This is a genomic window from Bradyrhizobium sp. ISRA442 (assembly GCF_038085055.1).
Taxonomy (GTDB): domain Bacteria; phylum Pseudomonadota; class Alphaproteobacteria; order Rhizobiales; family Xanthobacteraceae; genus Bradyrhizobium.
The window spans coordinates 52,311-70,736 of the sequence record NZ_JALGCN010000030.1; the positions used below are offsets into that span (position 1 = coordinate 52,311).

Consider the following 18,426-nt stretch of genomic DNA (forward strand, 5'->3'; position numbering starts at 1 on the left):
CTGGTCTCCATACTGGGGAGCGAAGCGCCATCCGCGCCCGATCGCGCTCCCGCGCCGCCCCTTTAGGAGCGGTCGGCTGTGCTTTTACGAAGGTTTGGTGACAGTCAGATGACAGCTTTAAGTGGCTGGAATCGCTTGAATATCAGGTTGACGCCGAGGTCCTGGCCTGGGGAAAACAGGCGGTGAAGGTGGCGCCCTGCTTGGGCACGCTTTCGATCAAAAGCCGGCCGCGATGACGGTTAAGAATATGTTTCACCAGCGATAATCCGAGGCCCGTCCCGCCTTGCGAGCGGCTGTCGCCGACGTCGACCCGGTAGAAGCGCTCGGTCAGCCGCGGCAGGTGCTCGGGCGCGATGCCGGGGCCGAAATCGCGCACGAAGACGCGGATTTCCTGAGTTCCATCAGTCGCCGCGCCGATGTTGAGCGACACGATGACGCGCCCGCCCGAGGCACCATATTTGAGCGCGTTCTCGATCAGGTTCTCGAACAGGCGCAACAGCTCTTCACGGTCGCCCGCGATCATCACCGGGCTCTCCGGCAGATGGGTCTCGACGTCGACCTGGCGTTCGCGGGCCAGCGGCTCGAGCCCGTCGGCGACCTGGCGGATGATCGGCACGAGATCGACCAGGGTGTCGGGTCGCACATGGGCGGACAACTCGACGCGCGACAGCGACAAGAGGTCATCTATCAGGCGCGCCATGCGTGTGGCCTGAGCGTGCATGATGCCGAGGAAGCGCTCGCGGGCCTTGGGGTCGTCCTTGGCCTGCCCCTGGAGCGTATCAATGAAGCCCGACAGCGCGGCGAGCGGCGTGCGCAATTCGTGGCTGGCATTGGCAACGAAATCGGCGCGCATCTCCTCGACCCGGCGCAGCGGCGTCTGGTCGTGGAAGGTCATCAGCATGCATTTGTCGGCGCCGCCGAAGGTGGTGGGCACCGGCACCGGCGTGATGATGAGCTCCATCCAGCGATCGACCGGCACATGGTCGAGATAGTCTGCGCGCCGCGGCTCGGTGGTGGCGATCGACTCGCGCAGCGCGGTGATGATCTCCGGCGAGCGCAGTGCGAACTGCGCCAGCTCGTTCTTGCGCAGCGCCGGCGCAAGCTGGGCGGCGGCCGCATTGAGATGGATCACACGGCCGGCGCGGTCGAGCAGCACCGCCGGATCCGGTATGCCGGCGACGACCGCCGCAACCGCCGCGCTTTCGACGGGATTGATGCGGCGGACGTCGTCGCGCGAGGCCGCATTGTCATGCAGTCGCCACGGGATCAGCGCGGCGGCCGCTATGCAGAGAAACACCGCCACGGCGCGCACCGCCGACAATTCGCCGAGCGAAACCACGACCGACAGCGCCAGCGCTGCGGCGATCAGGATGATAGTCGAGTGCCGCAGCCGGTCGGACCAGGGCTGGGCGGGAGAAGGAGGGGCATCAATCGCCATCGGGGCGGGCTTCTCCTAGGGGCTTGCGCGGTTCAGGCGCCGCTGTCGCTGCGCTCTCTCACATAGGCGGCTTCAGGTGCCGGACCGGGGTCGAGCTTGAGCGCCGCCTGCTGCAGGCGCTTCGATCGGGCGCCGATGATAACCTCGCGAAACGTCAGCAAGATTACAGATATGACGAAGGGTGAAAGATAATAGAGCACCCGGAACAGGAGCATGCCGCCCAGGAGCTCCTCCCGGTCCATCTGCCAGAGGCCGACAAGCATGGCAGCGTCGAAGACGCCGAGGCCCCCGGGCGAATGGCTGGCAAAGCCGAGCAGCGTCGCCGAGACGAAGATCACCGCGACCACGACGAAGCCGAGATTGGGCTCGTCCGGGACCAGCACGTACATCGCGAGCGCGCAGAAGCCGAGATCGATGATGCCGATCGCGATCTGCAGCAGCGTCAGCGGGCCGCCCGGCAGCACCACCGTCCACGGTCCGCGGCCGACCACCCGCGGCTGGGTCCAGACCCAGACCACATAGGCAACCAGCGCGACGATGATCCCCATCGCCGCCGTGCGGTTCAGCCAGGGCGGAAGCTGGTCGATCGAGGCGGCCGCCTCCGGATGGTAGGAAATTCCAAGCCCCAGCACGGCGGCGTTGCCGAGCCAGAAGGTCAGACCGGCGAGGAAGCAGATCTTCGCGACGTCGATCGCGTTCAGGCCATGGGCTGAGTAGATGCGGTAACGCACCGCGCCACCGGTGAAGACGCTGGCGCCTACATTGTGACCGATCGAGTAGCTCGTGAAGGCGGCCAGCGCGTTGATGCGATAAGGCACATGGGCATGGCCGATCGCGCGCACGGCGAACAAGTCGTAGAAGGTCAGGGTAAAATAGCCCGCGGCGACGAACAGCGCCGCCATCGCAATCTGACGCGGCTCGGTGCTCTTGATCGCTTCGACCACCTCGTTGAAATCGATGCCGCGCAGCATGTGATAGAGCACATAGCAAGCGATGCCGATGACCGTGACGCTGATGACAACGCCAAGCTTATGCAGGATTTGCTTCTGGCGCAGAAACGACATCGCCCTGCGTATGGCTTCCAGCATCTAGACCTCGAACAACGCTCCAGCGGCCACGTTGGCCGGCGAATTGACGGCCGGCGAACCCGCGCCGCCGGCGCCGGCATCGCGCATTCCCCCCGCCCCTCCAGTAGCGCGTTTCGGGCCGGAGTGGAATTCGCCAATGCGACCAAAAAGCCGTTCCTTCAATGTTTTAGATAGGCTTTCGAGCAGGGAATACACGGGGGGCGGCTCTTTCCGCGACAGGGTTCACGCGAATCTCCATGGCAATCCTGCGCAGGGGCCGTGAAGTTTTGATGATTTCGATCGTGCAATGTTCCGTCCGGCCTTAAGCCGACGTCAATCTATGCGCCGCGCCCGACTGTTGAAAGGCGGGACGGCACGGCCGGTTTTGCGTGGATTATCCTCTGCGCTGAGAGGTCGCGGCGTGAGCGCCGCCTAGGGCGCGGTCAGATAGCCGCGCTCATAGGCATGGGTCTGATCCTCGAAGATGGCCATGGCCGTGGTCATCCGGCGGAAGCCGAGACGTTCGTAGAAGGCCTCCTTGCCCGGCACGGCATAGAGGATGATTTTTCGGTGCGAGCCGCAGCGCGCAAGCAGCCGCTCGATGATCTGGCGGCCGAGGCCCTGGCCCTGACAGTCCGGGTGCACCGCGATATCGCAGAGATAGGCGCAGTCGCGGCCGTCGGCGAGCACGCGGCCGGCGCCGACGAGACGGCCGCTATCGTAGACGAAGGCCCGGAACATGCTGTTGCCGAATACCAGCGCGAGATCGGCCGGCGCCTTGTTGCCCAGCGGCGCGATGCGGTAGAGCACGGAGAGTTCGTCCCAGTCGATCGCGGTGAGATCGTCGGTCCAGACAATCGACATCGGCAAACCTTCCTGTGCTCAATCAGCGCCGCGCGGCGGCAACGGCGGCGACGATCTCGTCAGCTCCAGGAAAATGCCCCTTGCTGCGGCTAGCGACAATCCTGTCGCCGAGCTTGAGCTGGAAGATCCCGCCCTTGCCCGGCACGAGATCCGACTCCAGCGCCAACTGTTCATGCAGCGCAGCGGCTGCTTCCTTCGCGCGTTTTTCGTAGCCGCAGGGCCGACAATAGACAATCGTGACGTCCGACATTTTGCTCTCCGTTCAAGCCGCAAGCTGCGGGCGCACCGCTTCGATGCCGGCGATCCAGCCCGCGACCGACCGGCCGATCGCCTCGGGGTGATCCTCCTGGAGGAAATGCAGTCCCGGACCAAGACGCACCAGCGCGCAGTGCTTCAACGGAGCTGCGAACCGCTCGGCAAATTCGGGCGAGACCAGCGCGCCAGGCTCGCCCGTGAACAGCAGCTTTGGATAGGACGAGGTTGCCAATGCCGCATGGGCGGACTGAAGCGTTTCATAGACATCGGCAGGCTCGCCAGCGATCGGCAGTTCGCGGGGAAGGGCGAGAACGGGGCGGCGGCTCTCGGGCGTCGGGAACGGTGCGCGATAGGACGACATCTCCTCGTCGCTGAGCCTGCGCAGGATGCCGCCGGGCAGCACGCGTTCGACGAACGCATTGGCCTGAAGGATCATGGCCTCGCCCTCGCCCGGTGTTCTGAACTTGCGAAAGATGGCCCTCGCCGCCTCGGCGTGCTCGAACTCCTCCGCGACCTCGCTGTGGTGGAAATCCTGCCAGGTCGGCATCGGGCGGATGAACTCCATGAAAGCGAGGCCGCGGACGAAATCCGGCCGGCGCGCAGCAAGATGAAATGCGAGCGCGGTGCCCCAGTCCTGCGCGACGAGGTAGGCCGAGGAGATGCCGAGTTCGTCGATCAGTGCATCGAGATGGCGGACGTGGTCGAAGAAGCGATAGTCGATGTCGGGCTTGCCGGACCGGCCGAAGCCGACGAGATCGGGCGCGATGCAATGCGCCACCGGCGCCACCAGCGGCAGGATGCTGCGCCAGATATACGACGAGGTGGGATTGCCGTGCAGAAACAGCGCGACCGGCGCATCCTGGGCGCCCGCCTCGCGCCAGGCCATGGTCGTTCCCAGGATGGACGTGTTGCGAATCTCGATCTCGGCTTGCTGGCTCATGTCGACTCCTTGAACACGGTTTGGAATGCGATGCTCTTGAAACGCTCGAGCGCTTTGGGATTGCGATCGACCTTCATGCGCAGGATCGCGCCCTGCCAGGATGCGAGCAGGAAGTCGGCAAGCTCCTCGGGCTCGAAATCCGACGCTATCTCGCCACGTTCCTGGGCTTCTGCGATGCAGACGGCGAACGGCACGCGCCATTCGGCAAAGATCTCGGCGAGGCGCGTGCGCAGCATCTCGCTGCTGCCGGTGGCCTCCAGGCTGAGATCGCCAATCAGGCAGCCGCGGCCATAGCCGTCGGCCTCCAACCTGCCGGTGATGATGTCGAGGTAGCGGCGGAGCCGCGCGCGCGGTGTCAGCGAGGTATCCTCGAGCGCCTGCGCGACCAGCCCCCTGGTGACGCCAAAATAGCGGTCGAGCACTTCGGAAGCGAAGGCCTCCTTGGAACGAAAATGGTTGGTGAAGGAGCCCTGCGGCGCGCCCGCCGCGGCGGTGACGTCGCGCACGCTGGTGCCATGATAGCCGGTGCGGAACATGACCTTGAGGCCGGCGTCGAGGATAGCGTCTTTGAGTGAGGGCTTTGGCATGACATGCACAATACGCACGTACGTATTATTGTCAAGCTCAACTTTTCGCCTCGACGTTCTCCTTTGTCATCAGACAGTTACCGCAATGTTGGATGCGCCTATACGCGGGCCGGAAGCTCAGGCCGCTGGCGCGCTGCGCGAGACCACGCGATCGCGTAGCCACGCGCCGATGGTGCAGCCGACCAGATAGCAGGCAAAGATAATCAGACCGAGGTCGAGCCAGTAGCCGAACCGTCCGGGGACCACACGGGTGAGCGACGCCGCGACCAGTCCCGCGACCAGCACCGCCAGCCAGCGTGCTGTCACCTTCGAGGTGCCGTTGCCGCGCTGGACCACCGAAATCCAGCCCATCGCCAAGCCCAACAGCAGCGATCCGATCAGCCAGCCCAAATGAAACGAGACGAGATACGGCATCGTCACCTCACCAGAAATTCGATGCGGCGGTTCTGCGCCTTGCCATCATCGGTGTCGTTGCCGGCGACGGGCTGCGTCGCGCCATAGCCGACCGCGGTGAAGCGGGTCGCCGGCAGGCCGGCCTTGACCAGATAGTCGATCACCGCCTGCGCGCGCTTTTCCGAGAGGGCCTGGTTGAAGGAATCCTCGCCATCGGCATCGGTGTGGCCGGCAACCTCGATATTGGTGGTCGGACAACGCAGCGCCGTCTCGATGAGATGGTCGAGAATGCCTGCAGAGTCCGGATCGATGTTGGCGCGCTTCGGCTCGAAGCGAATCTTGCCCTTGCCCAGGAGCTCCGAGAACAATTGCTGGCAGACGGTGCCGTCGACCGGGCCCGCCGCAGGCTTCACCGTTATTTCCGGCTTGTACTGCCAGGTCTTTGGAAAATCCTTGCCGAGACCGGCGCGAATATCGTTGGCCGCGCCTTCATACAGCGCATCGCCCGACAGCTTCACCTCGCGGTCGGACACCACAAGTGTGCCGGTCGACAGCCGCGACAGCGCGCCGAGGGCTGCGACCACCGCAGTGCTGAAGGAGCTAGGCGCCCCGATGCTGGACTTGAGATTGTCGACGACCTTTTCGGTGAAGAACCTTCGCGAGGCGCTGCTTGCGATGGCCGCGTGCACGTTGTCGTCAGGCACGTAGCCGGTCAGCGTCAGCGTCGCGGCGACCGGATCCTTGTAGGCCTGGAAGATATAGGGCGGTGCCTTGACCTCGTTCGCGGCGATTGAAAAACCTTCGGGCAGGTTCTTCAACGCCACCGCGATCGCCTCGCGGCCGCCGAGGTCCCGGGCCATGCCCGACAGGCTGATCTTGGTGTCGGAGATCGTGATCTTGCCTTCCTTGAGCTTGCCGATCTGGTCGAGCAGGAGCATCGCGGCCGCCTCGAACCGCGGCGGCGCGCCGCGCGCCAGCCCCATCTGATCGGCCACCTCGACCCCGCCGAGCTCCTTGCGCGCCGCCTCCACGAGCCGCGCCTTCATCGCCGGCAACGGCGCGCTGCCCGACAGCGTCACCCGGACCACGTCGCGCTCGGCGTTCCAGACGAAGGGCTTGGCCTCGGGAACGAGGCGGGTCGCGTCGTCGACGAGGCGAACGCCTGGAACGTTCTCGACCGCCATCACCGCATCGCGGCGGCCCTCCTCGGAGAAGGCATCCGCGGCCAGGCTGACATCGCGGCCGTCGACGGCAATCCGGGTCTTGTCCAGAACGGTGCCCTTGAGCGCGGCGCTGCTTCGGGCCGACAGGTCGGCTTCGACCGGCAAGGTGTTATTCCAGGCCGCAAATCCCCACATGACGGCCAAGGGGATCAGCCCCGGCCACCATTTGCTGGCCCACTTGAAAAGCTTCTGCATTCGACGACCCGAACTCTGGAACCGGAGACAAAACAAACCCTTGGCAGGCTGTCAAACCGGAAATGCCGGCCGTCTGAAGGCCCTGCGTGGACAATTGGAATAACTTTTTCTTCAAGGGTCCTTCCTTAAGTTGAAGGCGGAATGCCAGGGGTCCGCCAGCCTTCGATGAAACAACTCCGCAACAACGTCATCCGCGCCGGGCTGGGAGCACTCTATTTCAGCGGCGCGCACCATCTCCTGCGTCCGCTTTTGTCGGGCGTCGGTGCCATTTTCATGCTGCACCACGTGCGGCCGGCCCGAGACGACGCATTCCAACCCAACCGGCACCTCGAGGTCACCCCGGATTTCCTGCGCGCGACCCTTTGCCACCTGCGCTCGCGCGACATCGACATCGTCAGCATGGACGAGTTGCATGAGCGGCTGGTCCAAGGCAACTTTGCTCGCCGCTTCGCCGCCTTCACCCTCGACGACGGTTACCGCGACAATCTGGAGTTTGCGCTGCCGGTGCTGCGCGAGTTCGACGCGCCTTCGACCGTCTATGTCACCAGCGACTTCGCCGAAGGCATCGGACGCCTGTGGTGGATTGCGCTGGAAGCGGTGATCGCCAAGGCCGAACAGATCGACGTGCAGATCGGCAAGGCCGCGCTTCGCCTCGATGCGACGACGCCTGCGGCAAAGCAGGCGGCGTTCGACCGCCTGCACGACTGGCTGCGCGCGCTGCCGGGCGAGCATGATCTCAAGCGCGAGATCGAGACACTCTGCACCAGATACGACGTCGATATGGCCGCGCTGTGCCGCGGCCTTTGCCTGCCCTGGGGCGAGGTCACGGCGCTTGCCGCCGATCCACTGGTCACGATCGGCGCCCACACCATCAGCCACTGCAATCTCGCCAAGCAGAGCGAGGCGATCGCCGCGCAGGAAATGGCAATGAGCCGCGCGCGGATCGAACAGGCGCTCGGACTTCCCGTGCTGCATTTTGCCTACCCCTATGGCGACCGCGAGGCAGCAGGCCAGCGCGAATTCGCGCTTGCCGCTTCCGCCGGTTTCAAGACCGCCGTGACGACGCGACCCGGTATGCTGTTCGCCGAGAACGCCGGCCACATGACCGCGCTGCCGCGCGTCTCGCTCAACGGCAACTACCAGGACACCCGCATCCTGCCGGTGCTGACCTCGGGCGCCGCGACCGCGATGTGGAACGGCCTACGCCGGATCGCTGCGGCCTGATCGATCCGCACACTCAGACCTCATCCTGAGGAGCGCTCCGAAGGAGCGCGTCTCGAAGGATGGTGCGCCCGCATCCTTCGAGACGCGCTAACGCGCTCCTCAGGATGAGGGCGGAGCTAGCGACGGTTCCTTGACTCCCCTCATCGCCCCGCCCACAACGAGTGCCAACCAAGGGAGGCGTCATGTTCAAAAATCTGTTCTCGCTCGAAGGCCGTGTTGCGCTCGTGACCGGCGGCTCGCGCGGCATCGGCAAGATGATCGCAGCAGGCTTTCTTGGCGCCGGCGCGGCGAAGGTTTACATCACTGCGCGCAAGGCCGGGCCTTGCGAGGAGACCGCCAAGGAGCTCTCCGCGCAATTTAACGGCGAATGCATCGCGCTGCCGATCGACATCTCCGCGCTTGCCGGCGTCGAGCTGCTCGCGGGCGAATTCAAAAAGCGCGAGCCAAAACTCGACATCCTCGTCAACAATGCGGGAGCAGCCTGGGGAGCGAAGTTCGACGAGTTTCCGGAGAGCGGCTGGGACAAGGTGATGAACCTCAACGTCAAGTCGCCGTTCTTCCTGACCAAGGCGCTGGCAGCTCCCTTGCGTGCGGCTGCAAGCGCGGAGCGGCCGGCCAAGGTGATCAACATCGCGTCCATCGATGGCATCTTTGTCAATCCGATGGAGACCTACTCTTACGCGGCAAGCAAGGCCGGGCTGATCCACCTGACGCGGCGGATGGCGGTGAAGCTGATCTCCGATCATGTCGTGGTCACCGCGATCGCGCCGGGACCGTTCAAGTCGGACATGAACCGCGCCGCGCGCGATCACGGTGACGAGGTTGCGACGCGCGTGCCTGCAGGTCGGATTGGCACCGACGAGGATATGGCGGGCGCCGCAATCTATCTCGCCTCACGCGCGGGCGACTATGTGGTGGGCGCGACGATCGCGGTGGATGGCGGGATCGTCTATGCGAATCCCGGCATCAAGGGGAGCGGGTGGGATAGTTGAGACTGGCTGCGAGTGCAGCACCCTCGCCTCACACTCGCTGTCATGCCCCGGCTTGACCGGGGCATCCAGTACGCCGCGGCCTCTCTGCGAAGCCACGACCGCCTCTGGAATACTGGATCACCCGCTTTCGCGGGTGATGACAGCATTCGGTCTTGCGCAAAACTCAGTCCCTGGCCCTTACGACTCGATCTTCACGTATTCGAAATCGCCGGGCTTGTTGTCGATGCCGACTTTCGGCGGCGAGATCCAGGAGGCGAACTTGCCGGTCTCGGTGACGGGCTGCATCAGCGATGTGATGAAGTCGCCGTCGCTGGCCGACGGCAGCCACTCGTCCCTGCGCTTGGCCCAGGTGGCATCGTCGATCAGGATGCCGTCGGGCGTGGCGTGGACGTCCTTGAACTCGCCGATGTGACGATGGAAGGCGACGTTGGGCAGCGTCAGCTTGAAGTCGTAGCCCGCGGTCGAGATCACCTTGTTCCAGCGCAGCATGCCCTTGACGCAATCCTGGCTGTAGTCGTCGCGCAGGCGCATGTTGAGCGCGGTCAGCGCCGGCTCGTCGACCAGCTTGGCTTCGCCGTTGATCAGCTTGAGCACCGGATAGGTGGCATTCTTGAGTTGATGATCGTCCTCGATCTGGGTCTCGTGATAGCGGCCCTTGATGCCGGCGTTGAAGGCGTTCGCCGCATTGGTCGAAACTTCGGAGCCGAACAGGTCGAGCGACAGCGTATAGTGCAGGTTCAGCTTCTTCTGGATGGTCGGCAGATCGATCACGCCGAGTGCGCGGACCTTGGCGATATCCGTCGGATCGGAGATGCCCGCTTCCCGCATCGCATCGCAGGTGCGCTGCACGACGCGGGTGATGCCGGTCTCGCCGACGAACATGTGGTGCGCCTCTTCCGTCAGCATGAAACGGCAGGTGCGCGACAGCGGATCGAAGCCTGACTGCGCGAGGCTGTGGAGCTGCATCTTGCCGTCGCGGTCGGTGAAGTAGGTGAACATGAAGAAGGACAGCCAGTCCGGCGTCGCCTCGTTGAAGGCGCCCAGCATGCGCGGCGCATCCGCATCACCCGAGCGGCGGCGCAGCAAATCGTCGGCTTCCTCGCGGCCGTCGCGGCCGAAATACTTTTGCAGCAGATACACCATCGCCCAGAGGTGACGGCCTTCCTCGACATTGACCTGGAACAAATTGCGCATGTCGTAGAGCGAGGGCGCGGTCTTGCCGAGATGACGCTGCTGCTCGACGGACGCGGGCTCGGTGTCACCCTGGATCACGATCAGGCGGCGCAGCATGGCGCGATGCTCGCCCGGGACTTCCTGCCAGGCCGGCTCGCCGTAGTGCTCGCCGAACGGCACGACGCGCTTTTCTTCCTGCGGCGCAAGCAGAATGCCCCAGCGATATTCGGGCATGCGGACATAATCGAACTTGGCCCAGCCGCGCGGATCGACCGAATAGGCGGTGCGCAAGTAAACCAGCGATTCCTGAAAACCTTCCGGTCCCATGTCGCTCCACCAGTCCATGTAGCCGGGATGCCAGCCTTCCAGCGCTTTCAGCACCTGGCGATCTTCGGCGAGATTCACGTTGTTCGGAATCTTGGTCGAGTAGTCGACGTTCATGATGTTCATGTTCATGGCGCATCTCCCGTGGGGGACTGGTTCATTTAATTTCTGGCGTCGAACTGCGGATCGCGAATAGCGAATGGCGAGTAGTGAATGGACTTCCCTCATTCGCTATTCGCCATTCCCTACTCGCTATACCCGCGTCATATCGAATTTCGGCTTCTGTCCGCTGCCGTAGCGGCGCAGTGCGCCTTCCTCGCCGACGGCATTGGGGCGCTGGAAGATCCAGTTCTGCCACGCAGTCAGACGCGCGAAGATCTTTGACTCCATCGTCTCCGGGCCGACGAAGCGCAGGCTCGCTTCCATACCGGTGAGGCTGTCGGGCGAGAAGCTGGCGCGCTCCTCGAGGAAGACGCGGACCTCGTCATCCCAGTCGATGTCGTCGAGCGCGAAGGTGACAAGGCCGAGCTCCTCGGCCTGCTCGGCGTCGAGCGCCTCGCCGGTATGGCCCTTGGCGCGTTCGACCTCGGACGGATCTGCCTGGAAGCGCGACTCGAGCCGCGTCAGCCCGTGGCTCATCGGATACGGGCCAAAATTCATCGCGGAAAGCTCGATCGCGGGCGGCGGGCGGTTGTCGCCTTGGCGCGTGCCGACCAGCATGTAGGAGCGGTCGGCGGCGAAGACGAGCTCGGCGAGCGTACCAGCAAAGCAGGAGCCGGGCTCGACCAGCGTCACCAGCGTGCGCGAGGTGACGTCGATGCGCTTCAAGACACGCTTCCAGTAGTGGCGGATCTCGTTGACGAGCCAGTGCGCCTTGTTGGCTTCGAGGAACGCGTCGCAGGCGAGCACATGGGCGCGGTCGCCATGGCTCTTGAACACCAGCATGGCGATCTCGAGCTCGTTGATGCGCAGATGCAGGATGGCGTCATCGAGCTCGCGCGCGACCTGAAGCGGCCAGAACGAGGCACCCTGCGCCATCATGCCGTCGATATCGGCGGGCGGTGAGGCCTCCGGAGCCTTGATCGCGACGGTGGCAATGCGGGCGGCGCGGTCGATGTCGACGCTGACGAAGCCGTAGCGGACGCTGTTCTCGTCGATCGTCCGCTTGAGCGGCGTCAGCGCGATACCCTTGCCGCTGCCGTTGCGCTTCGAGGCGCCGGCGAACTCCTTGGCGCGCTCGGCGATCCTGGCCTCGAGCTTGGAATTCGGCGCGATCTCGTCGACCAGGCGCCAGGCCACTGCGCGCTTGCCCTTCACACCTTCCTCGATGGTGCAGAAGAAGTCGGCATGGTCGCGGCGAACCTTGCGCTTGTCGACGACGCGGGTGAGACCGCCGGTGCCCGGCAGCACCGCGAGCAGCGGCACTTCGGGCAGCGCAACAGCAGAAGAGCCGTCATCGGCGAGGATGATGTGGTCTGTGGCGAGCGCGAGCTCGTAGCCGCCGCCGGCGGCCGAGCCGTTCACCACGGTGATGAAGCGCTGGCCGGAATTCTCCGAGGAGTCTTCCATGCCGTTCCGGGTCTCGTTGGTGAACTTGCAGAAGTTGACCTTGTGGGCGTGGGTCGAGCCGGCAAGCATGCGGATGTTGGCGCCGGCGCAGAACACGCGGTTCTTGGCCGAGCGCAGCAGCACGACCTTCACCTCCGGATGTTCGAAGCGCAGCCGCTGGATCGCATCGGCGAGCTCGATATCGACGCCGAGATCGTAAGAGTTGAGCTTGAGTAGATAGCCCTCGAACAGGGCGCCGTTCTCGTCGACATCCATGATCAGCGTCGCGACCTCGCCGTCGACCGCGAGCTTCCAGTGCCGGTAGCGGGACGGATCGGTCTGGAAATCGATGAATGTCGCACCGCCTGCGAGGCGACGATCTTCCCCGGCCATGGGCCACCCTTGAGCTGGATTATGAGCTTCGGTCTTTAACCGTTAGATGCACAATAATGCATCTTTTCGGATGCGTCTAGCCCCCGCGCTGTCGCCACATGCATTTTGTTTCATGGGTCGGGATCGCGGCGGCGCGCCGGACCACGGCTGCGGCCCGCTCGCCTTTAGCGGCACACCCATCAAAGATGTGCCTGCAACAGTTCAAGCGGCCCGTCCCTGAAGACTCTGGTCGTCGCGCAGGGCCGCCGTTGCAAACTGGACAATCGCGTCAAGCGTCGCACCCGGCGCTTCGCGATGCGGCGAATGCCCCGCGCCTGAAATGACTTTCAAATCTACCGGGCAATAACATTCTGCCTGCGCGATCTCGACCTGACGCAGTGTCCCGTATTGATCATCGACACCCTGCAGGACCATCACAGGGACGCGGATGTAGGCGAGGTACTCGGAGATGTCCCAGTTGCGGAATTTTGGATCGAGCCAAGCGCCGTTCCAGCCATAGAAGGCGTTGTCGACATCCTTGTGCCAGCGCGCGAGTTTGGCCTTCAGGTCCGTGGTCTCGTAGGCCGTCTTGATCGCGGCGATCGACTGCACCGAGATATCCTCGACGATGAAATGCGGCGCCAGCAGCACGAGGCCGCCCAGCCGGTGATCCTGGTGCGAGCCGGCATAGATCGCCGCGATCGAGCCGCCGTCGGAATGGCCGAGCAGCAGGCCGCGCTTGAACCCGATTGCGTCGAGCACCTTCGGCAGCACGTCCAGCGCCTCGCGCTGCATGTAGTCGAGCGGCCGCGGCAGCTTCACGGGGCTCGACTGGCCATAGCCCGCGCGCGAGTAGACGAACATGCCGGCGCCGGTGGCCTGCTGCAGCTTCTCGGGAAAATCATTCCAGAGCCCGACCGAGCCGAGCCCTTCATGCAGCATGACAATGGTCGGCGCGTCCTGGACTTGTGGCGCGAGCCATTTGTATTCGAGGCTGGCGCCATCGATGCTGAGGAAGCCGGTGGGGGTGAGGTTGGTCATGCTGTGACTCTTCTTCGTTCGCGCAATGAGGACGAGACGCGTTCTCTCGCTCCGTCGTTCCCTCCCCCCTTGCGGGGGAGGGCTAGGGAGGGGGTTGCCACACGGCACCCTCTCTCAATTTGAACAAACGATGTTGTGACGATGGATAGACCTTTTGCTGGGCTACCCCGCTCCCACAGCCGAAGCTCCGCTTCGGCGTTCATTAGAAGGACGGCCGCCGAAGGCGGCCTACGCCTCCCCCGCAAGGGGGGAGGGAGCGCAGCGGAGTTCGCGGTAACAGCACTACGCCATATGAGCACGCTCAGTTCGCCCCTTCACGCAGCTTGAACCGCTGAATCTTTCCCGTTGCCGTCTTCGGCAAGGACTCCACCACGTCGATCCACCGCGGATATTTCCATGGGCCGATCTTCTGCTTGACGTGCTCTTTCAACATCTCCTGCAGATCGTCCGTCTTTGCGCCAGGGCGCAGCACGACGAAGGCTTTCGGCTTCAGCAGTCCTTCCGGATCGGCCTCGGGCACGACGGCAGCCTCCAGCACGGCGGGGTGCGTGATCAGCGCGCTCTCGACCTCGAACGGCGAAACCCAGATGCCGGAGACCTTGAACATGTCGTCGGCGCGGCCGCAGAAGGTGTAGCGGCCCTCGGCGTCGCGCACATATTTGTCGCCGGTGCGCGTCCATGGCCCTTCAAAAGTGCGGCGGCTCTTGTGGCGCTGATTCCAGTAGCCCTCACCGGCAGAGGGCGCATCGACCAGGAGCTCGCCGACCTCACCGTCGGCAACGTCCTGGCCGGCCTCGTTGACCAGCCGCACGGCATAGCCCGGTACCGGCTTGCCGGAGGAGCCGTACTTGATGTCGCCGGGCGCGTTCGACAGGAAGATGTGCAACAGCTCGGTCGAGCCGACGCCGTCGAGAATGTCGACACCGAAACGCGCTTTCCAGCTATTGCCGACGGATTCCGGCAGCGCCTCGCCGGCCGAGGTGCAGATGCGTAATGCGCTGCCGCCGCGCTCACTCTTCATCGTCTCGTCGTTGAGCATCGCCGCGAACAGCGTCGGCACGCCGTAGAAGATCGACGGATTGTACTTGTTCATCAGGCCGAACATCCGCGCCGGCGTCGGGCGCTCGCTATTCAAGACCACGCTGGCGCCCACCGACATCGGGAAGGTCAGCGCATTGCCGAGGCCATAGGCGAAGAACAGCTTTGCCGCGGACAGGCAGACATCGCTCTCGCGGATGCCGAGCACCTGTTTTGCGTAGGTGTCGGCGGTTGCCTGCAGGTTCGAATGCAGATGGCGGACGCCCTTGGGCATGCCGGTCGAGCCGGACGAATACAGCCAGAACGCCGGCTCATCGGGGTGGGTCGCGGCCGTCGCGAACTGATCGCTCTCACCCGCAAGCTCCTCAGTGAGCTGCTTGTGGCCGTTCATCTTGGCGCCGGACACCACGACATGCTCGAGATCCGGCATGCGGCCGACGACGTCCTTGATGACGGGATAGAGCGCTTCGGCGACGAACAGCGCGCGCGCGCGGCAGTCGGCGAGGATGTAGGCGTACTGGTCCGCAGTCAGCAGCGTGTTGAGCGGCACCGGCACGATGCCGGCTCGGATCGCGCCGAGAAATACGATCGGGAAGTCGACCGTATCCAGCATGATCATCGCCACCCGCTCCTCGCGGCGGACGCCAAGCCGGCGCAGCATGTTCGCGGCGCGCCGCGTTTCGCGCTGGAGCTCGCCATAGGTGAGCCGCGAGGCGGTATCGTCGAAGACCAGCTTGTTGCCGCGGCCTTCCTCGACGTTGCGGTCGAGCAGCCAGGTCACCGCGTTATAGGATCCCTCGCTCACGGACTTCTCCCCAGAATTTAGAATTATAATTCATAGAAAGACACCGGAGCGGCTTGCTGTCAATGCCATCAGGCATTATGTTTCATTTAAATGCGCCGCAGGACCTCCGCTAAAGAAGGCCCATGATCTGTAGTCCATGACCGACAGTCCCGACGCCGAATCCCGATTTCTCGAACAGCTCGGCCAGCGCGTGCGCACCATGCGTGCGCTGCGCGGCATGTCGCGCAAGGTGCTCGCCAAGGTATCAGGAATTTCGGAGCGTTACATCGCACAGCTCGAGAGCGGCAAGGGCAACGTCTCCATCGTGCTGCTGCGCCGCGTGTCGGACGCGATGGGTGCGCATCTCGAAGACCTGCTTCCCTCAGCCGATCCGACGCCGGACTGGCAGATGTTTCGCGATCTCCTCCGCAAGGCGACGCCGAGCCAGATCGCGCAGGCCAAGGATCTGCTTGCCGGCGGCAGCGCCTCGGCGCCGCGGCGTGCGCCGTTCTGCGGCATCGCGCTGATCGGCCTGCGCGGTGCCGGCAAGTCCACGCTCGGCAAGATTTTGGCGAAGAAGATCGGCTGGAGCTTCGTCGAGCTCAACAAGGCGATCGAGGAGCAGAACGGGCTTTCGATCGCCGAGATCATCGCACTCTACGGCCAGGAAGGCTTTCGCCGCATGGAGCAGACGGCGCTGCAACAGCTCCTGGCACGCAACGAGCTGATGGTGCTGGCGACGGGCGGCGGCATCGTCTCGGAGCCGCTGACCTTCGACCAGATCCTGTCGTCGTTCTACACGATCTGGCTGAAGGCCGAGCCCGAGGAGCACATGGCGCGCGTGCGCCGCCAGGGCGATCTGCGCCCGATGGCCGATGACCGCTCCGCAATGACGGAGCTGCGCAACATCTTGCTGAGTCGCGAGCCGCTGTATTCGCGTGCGACGGCGGTGGTGGATACCGCCGGCCTCTCCGTCGACGCCGCCGCCGCGCGCCTGATCGACGCAGTGCGCCCCGTGCTCCAGAACGAAGCCCGCAGCTTCGGCCTGCGCAGCGTGGCGCTGTAGATTCTTCGCCGTCGTCCCGGACAAGCGAGCGCAGATGTTTGTGGGCGCGCCACAATGCATATCCGAACCCGGCAGCAAGCCTTGGGATTAGCAATGACCGATAGCGACGTCGCAGCTTCCATGTTCGAGCGGATCGGCGGCAGCGCCACGATCGATCGGCTGGTCGAGCGCTTCTATGCGCGCATGGACACGCTGCCGGCTGCGAAAGTCATCCGCACCATGCATGCGGCCGATCTCGGCGACATCAAGGACGTGCTGAAGCGCTATCTCACCGAATGGACTGGCGGACCGCGACTCTATTCGGTCGAGAAGGGCCATCCGCGGCTGCGCCAGCGGCATATCGGCTTTGCGATCGGCGATGCCGAACGCGATGCGTGGCTGCTCTGCATGCGCGGCGCGCTGGAGGAGACGGTCGTCGACACGGCTGCGCGACAGGACCTCGACCGCGCGCTATCCGGCCTCGCCGACTGGATGCGCAACCGGCAGTGAGGGTGCCGGCAGAGGGGCGAGGACACGCGGGGCGCGACATGGAGCGCGAAGCGGCGGGGCATCAAGACGAATGAAGTCGATCGCCTAGATCGACCAGTAATTCGGATGCTGGTAGGGCCGCGAGCGGTCGCCCCAGTCGAACTCATCGCCATCGACCTCGCAGGGGCCGCTGCTCAGTTGCTCCGGCGTCAGCTCGACCTGGAAGGCCTGACGTCCCGGATCGTATTTCAGTGCGCTCCACTGCAGAGGATAATGATGGTGGGTCCCGAGCAGCCTGCCGGTCTTGATGACGGCGTAGGCGACCGTTCCGCTCACCTTGTCGAGCATCAATCGCTCAATCGTGCCGAGCTTCGTGCCGTCACATCCGTAGACGGCGACGTGCTCCACGCGATCACTGGGAACCATGGTGTGTTGCATGGCGTACTCCCTGGTCTTCTGTGGAGCACATTATAGCACAGGCTGCGGCAATGTAGGGTGGGTTAGCCGAAGGCGTAACCCACCTCTTTGCGTCGCACACGGTGAGAGAAGTGGTGGGTTACGCTTAGCTACAGCAACTGCGACCGCACCGCCTCGGCACCTTCCCGTAGCAGCGGCAGGAAGCGGTCGAGCAGTTCCCGCGCCGGCACGCGGTCGACATGGGCGCCCATGTTGATGGCGGCGACGATCACTCCGTCGTAGCGGCGGACGGGAACGGAGATCGAGCGAAAATGCGGCTCGGCCTCGCGATCGACCAGCGAATAGCCTTGCGTACGGTCGGCAATGATGCGCGCGCGCAGCGCCTCGGGATCGGTCACCGTTTGCGGCGTCAGCGCCTCGCGCGTCATGGCCTTCAGCCGCGCGGTGAGACCGGCATCGTCGAATTGACCGAGCATCGCGCGACCGACCGAGGTGCAGAACGAAGGCAGGCGGTAGCCGATTTCGAGTCCGCCCGAAAACACGCGCGCCGGGCCGCCGCGGGCGATGAATACGACATCGTCGCCATCGAGCACCGCAAGCGAGGAGATCTCCTGCGCGGCGGTTGCGACGCGGTCGAGCACGGGCTGAAGCACGGCGACGAGCTGGCTCGAACGCAGATACGACGCCGCGAGCGTCAGTACATGCGGTGTCAGCGTGAACAGCTTGCCGTCGCCGGCAACGAAGCCGCCGCGCTGGAGCGTGAACAGCATGCGCCGCGCGGTGGCGCGCGGCAGCTCGGCGGCGCGGGCGAGGTCGCTCAGCGTCATCGGACCCGCGGCGGTGCCGAAGCACTGAAGCAGGCGCAGGCCGCGATCGAGGCTTTCGACGAAATCCGTCGCGCGCTCCTCGCTCTCGCTCCGCTTCAGCTTGGGCATCGGTGTCGGGACATTCCTGCAAAATAGTGCTTGCTGCGGATCCAACGCATGGCATAATTCGCCCATTCGTTCAATAGGCGAA

General features: G+C 64.4%; 19 protein-coding genes. 4 read left to right on the forward strand and 15 right to left on the reverse strand.

All coding sequences use genetic code 11. From position 1 onward, the window contains the following. Positions 1 to 142: 142 nt before the first annotated feature. The 9 genes from MTR72_RS36380 to MTR72_RS36420 all read right to left on the reverse strand — a co-directional run bounded on the left by MTR72_RS36380 (position 143) and on the right by MTR72_RS36420 (position 6,962). Complete coding sequence (locus MTR72_RS36380) at positions 143 to 1,438, reverse strand: ATP-binding protein (protein WP_280967096.1); 1,296 nt, start codon at positions 1,436 to 1,438, stop codon at positions 143 to 145. Positions 1,439 to 1,470: 32 nt separating this feature from the next. Next, the gene (locus MTR72_RS36385) at positions 1,471 to 2,526 is read right to left on the reverse strand and encodes a lysylphosphatidylglycerol synthase domain-containing protein (protein ID WP_280967097.1); all 1,056 of its coding nucleotides are present in this window, start codon (positions 2,524 to 2,526) and stop codon (positions 1,471 to 1,473) included. Beyond that, entirely contained in the window at positions 2,527 to 2,721 is a 195-nt protein-coding gene (locus tag MTR72_RS36390) for a hypothetical protein (protein WP_280967098.1), read from the reverse strand. A 216-nt stretch (positions 2,722 to 2,937) separates the two neighbouring features. Next, the gene (locus tag MTR72_RS36395; RefSeq protein WP_280967099.1) at positions 2,938 to 3,369 is read right to left on the reverse strand and encodes a GNAT family N-acetyltransferase; all 432 of its coding nucleotides are present in this window, start codon (positions 3,367 to 3,369) and stop codon (positions 2,938 to 2,940) included. A gap of 22 nt (positions 3,370 to 3,391) precedes the next feature. Then, positions 3,392 to 3,619 (reverse strand): Rdx family protein, encoded by a 228-nt coding sequence (locus tag MTR72_RS36400; protein WP_280967100.1) that lies wholly within the window; start codon positions 3,617 to 3,619, stop codon positions 3,392 to 3,394. 12 nt (positions 3,620 to 3,631) lie between these two features. Next, on the reverse strand, positions 3,632 to 4,564 hold the full coding sequence (locus tag MTR72_RS36405) for a haloalkane dehalogenase (RefSeq protein WP_280967101.1): 933 nt from the start codon (positions 4,562 to 4,564) through the stop codon (positions 3,632 to 3,634). Further along, on the reverse strand, positions 4,561 to 5,151 hold the full coding sequence (locus tag MTR72_RS36410) for a TetR/AcrR family transcriptional regulator (protein WP_280967102.1): 591 nt from the start codon (positions 5,149 to 5,151) through the stop codon (positions 4,561 to 4,563). Before MTR72_RS36410 ends, MTR72_RS36405 begins: the two co-directional genes overlap by 4 nt. Positions 5,152 to 5,268: 117 nt before the next feature. After that, positions 5,269 to 5,565 carry a hypothetical protein gene (locus tag MTR72_RS36415; protein WP_280967103.1) on the reverse strand — a complete coding sequence of 99 codons (297 nt, stop codon included), beginning with the start codon at positions 5,563 to 5,565 and terminating at the stop codon, positions 5,269 to 5,271. Positions 5,566 to 5,567: 2 nt separating this feature from the next. Continuing rightward, positions 5,568 to 6,962, reverse strand: a complete 1,395-nt coding sequence (locus MTR72_RS36420) for an OmpA family protein (protein ID WP_280967104.1) — start codon at positions 6,960 to 6,962, stop codon at positions 5,568 to 5,570. Between the two features lie 165 nt (positions 6,963 to 7,127). Between MTR72_RS36420 and MTR72_RS36425 the strand changes: the two genes are divergently transcribed. Together MTR72_RS36425 and MTR72_RS36430 are read left to right on the forward strand one after the other, a co-directional pair. Next, positions 7,128 to 8,186 (forward strand): polysaccharide deacetylase family protein, encoded by a 1,059-nt coding sequence (locus tag MTR72_RS36425; protein ID WP_280967105.1) that lies wholly within the window; start codon positions 7,128 to 7,130, stop codon positions 8,184 to 8,186. Positions 8,187 to 8,368: 182 nt separating this feature from the next. After that, a complete protein-coding gene (locus MTR72_RS36430) occupies positions 8,369 to 9,178 on the forward strand; it encodes an SDR family oxidoreductase (RefSeq protein ID WP_280967106.1) in 810 nt (269 codons plus the stop codon). A gap of 177 nt (positions 9,179 to 9,355) precedes the next feature. Here the strand turns inward: MTR72_RS36430 and boxB are convergent, their stop codons facing one another. The 4 genes from boxB to MTR72_RS36450 form a co-directional block, all read right to left on the reverse strand. Further along, on the reverse strand, positions 9,356 to 10,807 hold the full coding sequence (boxB, locus tag MTR72_RS36435) for a benzoyl-CoA 2,3-epoxidase subunit BoxB (protein ID WP_280967107.1): 1,452 nt from the start codon (positions 10,805 to 10,807) through the stop codon (positions 9,356 to 9,358). Positions 10,808 to 10,927: 120 nt separating this feature from the next. Then, positions 10,928 to 12,616 (reverse strand): 2,3-epoxybenzoyl-CoA dihydrolase, encoded by a 1,689-nt coding sequence (boxC, locus tag MTR72_RS36440; protein WP_280967108.1) that lies wholly within the window; start codon positions 12,614 to 12,616, stop codon positions 10,928 to 10,930. 201 nt (positions 12,617 to 12,817) lie between these two features. Continuing rightward, the gene (locus tag MTR72_RS36445; RefSeq protein WP_280967109.1) at positions 12,818 to 13,636 is read right to left on the reverse strand and encodes an alpha/beta fold hydrolase; all 819 of its coding nucleotides are present in this window, start codon (positions 13,634 to 13,636) and stop codon (positions 12,818 to 12,820) included. A gap of 301 nt (positions 13,637 to 13,937) precedes the next feature. Then, complete coding sequence (locus MTR72_RS36450; protein WP_280967110.1) at positions 13,938 to 15,479, reverse strand: benzoate-CoA ligase family protein; 1,542 nt, start codon at positions 15,477 to 15,479, stop codon at positions 13,938 to 13,940. A 136-nt stretch (positions 15,480 to 15,615) separates the two neighbouring features. On the opposite strand from MTR72_RS36450, the gene MTR72_RS36455 reads away from it, so the two are divergent. After that, positions 15,616 to 16,524 carry a helix-turn-helix transcriptional regulator gene (locus MTR72_RS36455; RefSeq protein WP_280967111.1) on the forward strand — a complete coding sequence of 303 codons (909 nt, stop codon included), beginning with the start codon at positions 15,616 to 15,618 and terminating at the stop codon, positions 16,522 to 16,524. Between the two features lie 93 nt (positions 16,525 to 16,617). Next, positions 16,618 to 17,013: a group II truncated hemoglobin gene (locus tag MTR72_RS36460; protein WP_280967112.1), complete on the forward strand. Its 396-nt coding sequence runs from the start codon at positions 16,618 to 16,620 to the stop codon at positions 17,011 to 17,013. Positions 17,014 to 17,097: 84 nt separating this feature from the next. On the opposite strand, the gene MTR72_RS36465 is transcribed toward MTR72_RS36460, so the two are convergent. Both MTR72_RS36465 and MTR72_RS36470 read right to left on the reverse strand, forming a co-directional pair. Continuing rightward, positions 17,098 to 17,430 (reverse strand): PRC-barrel domain-containing protein, encoded by a 333-nt coding sequence (locus MTR72_RS36465; protein WP_027549787.1) that lies wholly within the window; start codon positions 17,428 to 17,430, stop codon positions 17,098 to 17,100. 128 nt (positions 17,431 to 17,558) lie between these two features. Beyond that, entirely contained in the window at positions 17,559 to 18,344 is a 786-nt protein-coding gene (locus MTR72_RS36470; protein ID WP_280967113.1) for an IclR family transcriptional regulator domain-containing protein, read from the reverse strand. Positions 18,345 to 18,426: the final 82 nt, after the last annotated feature.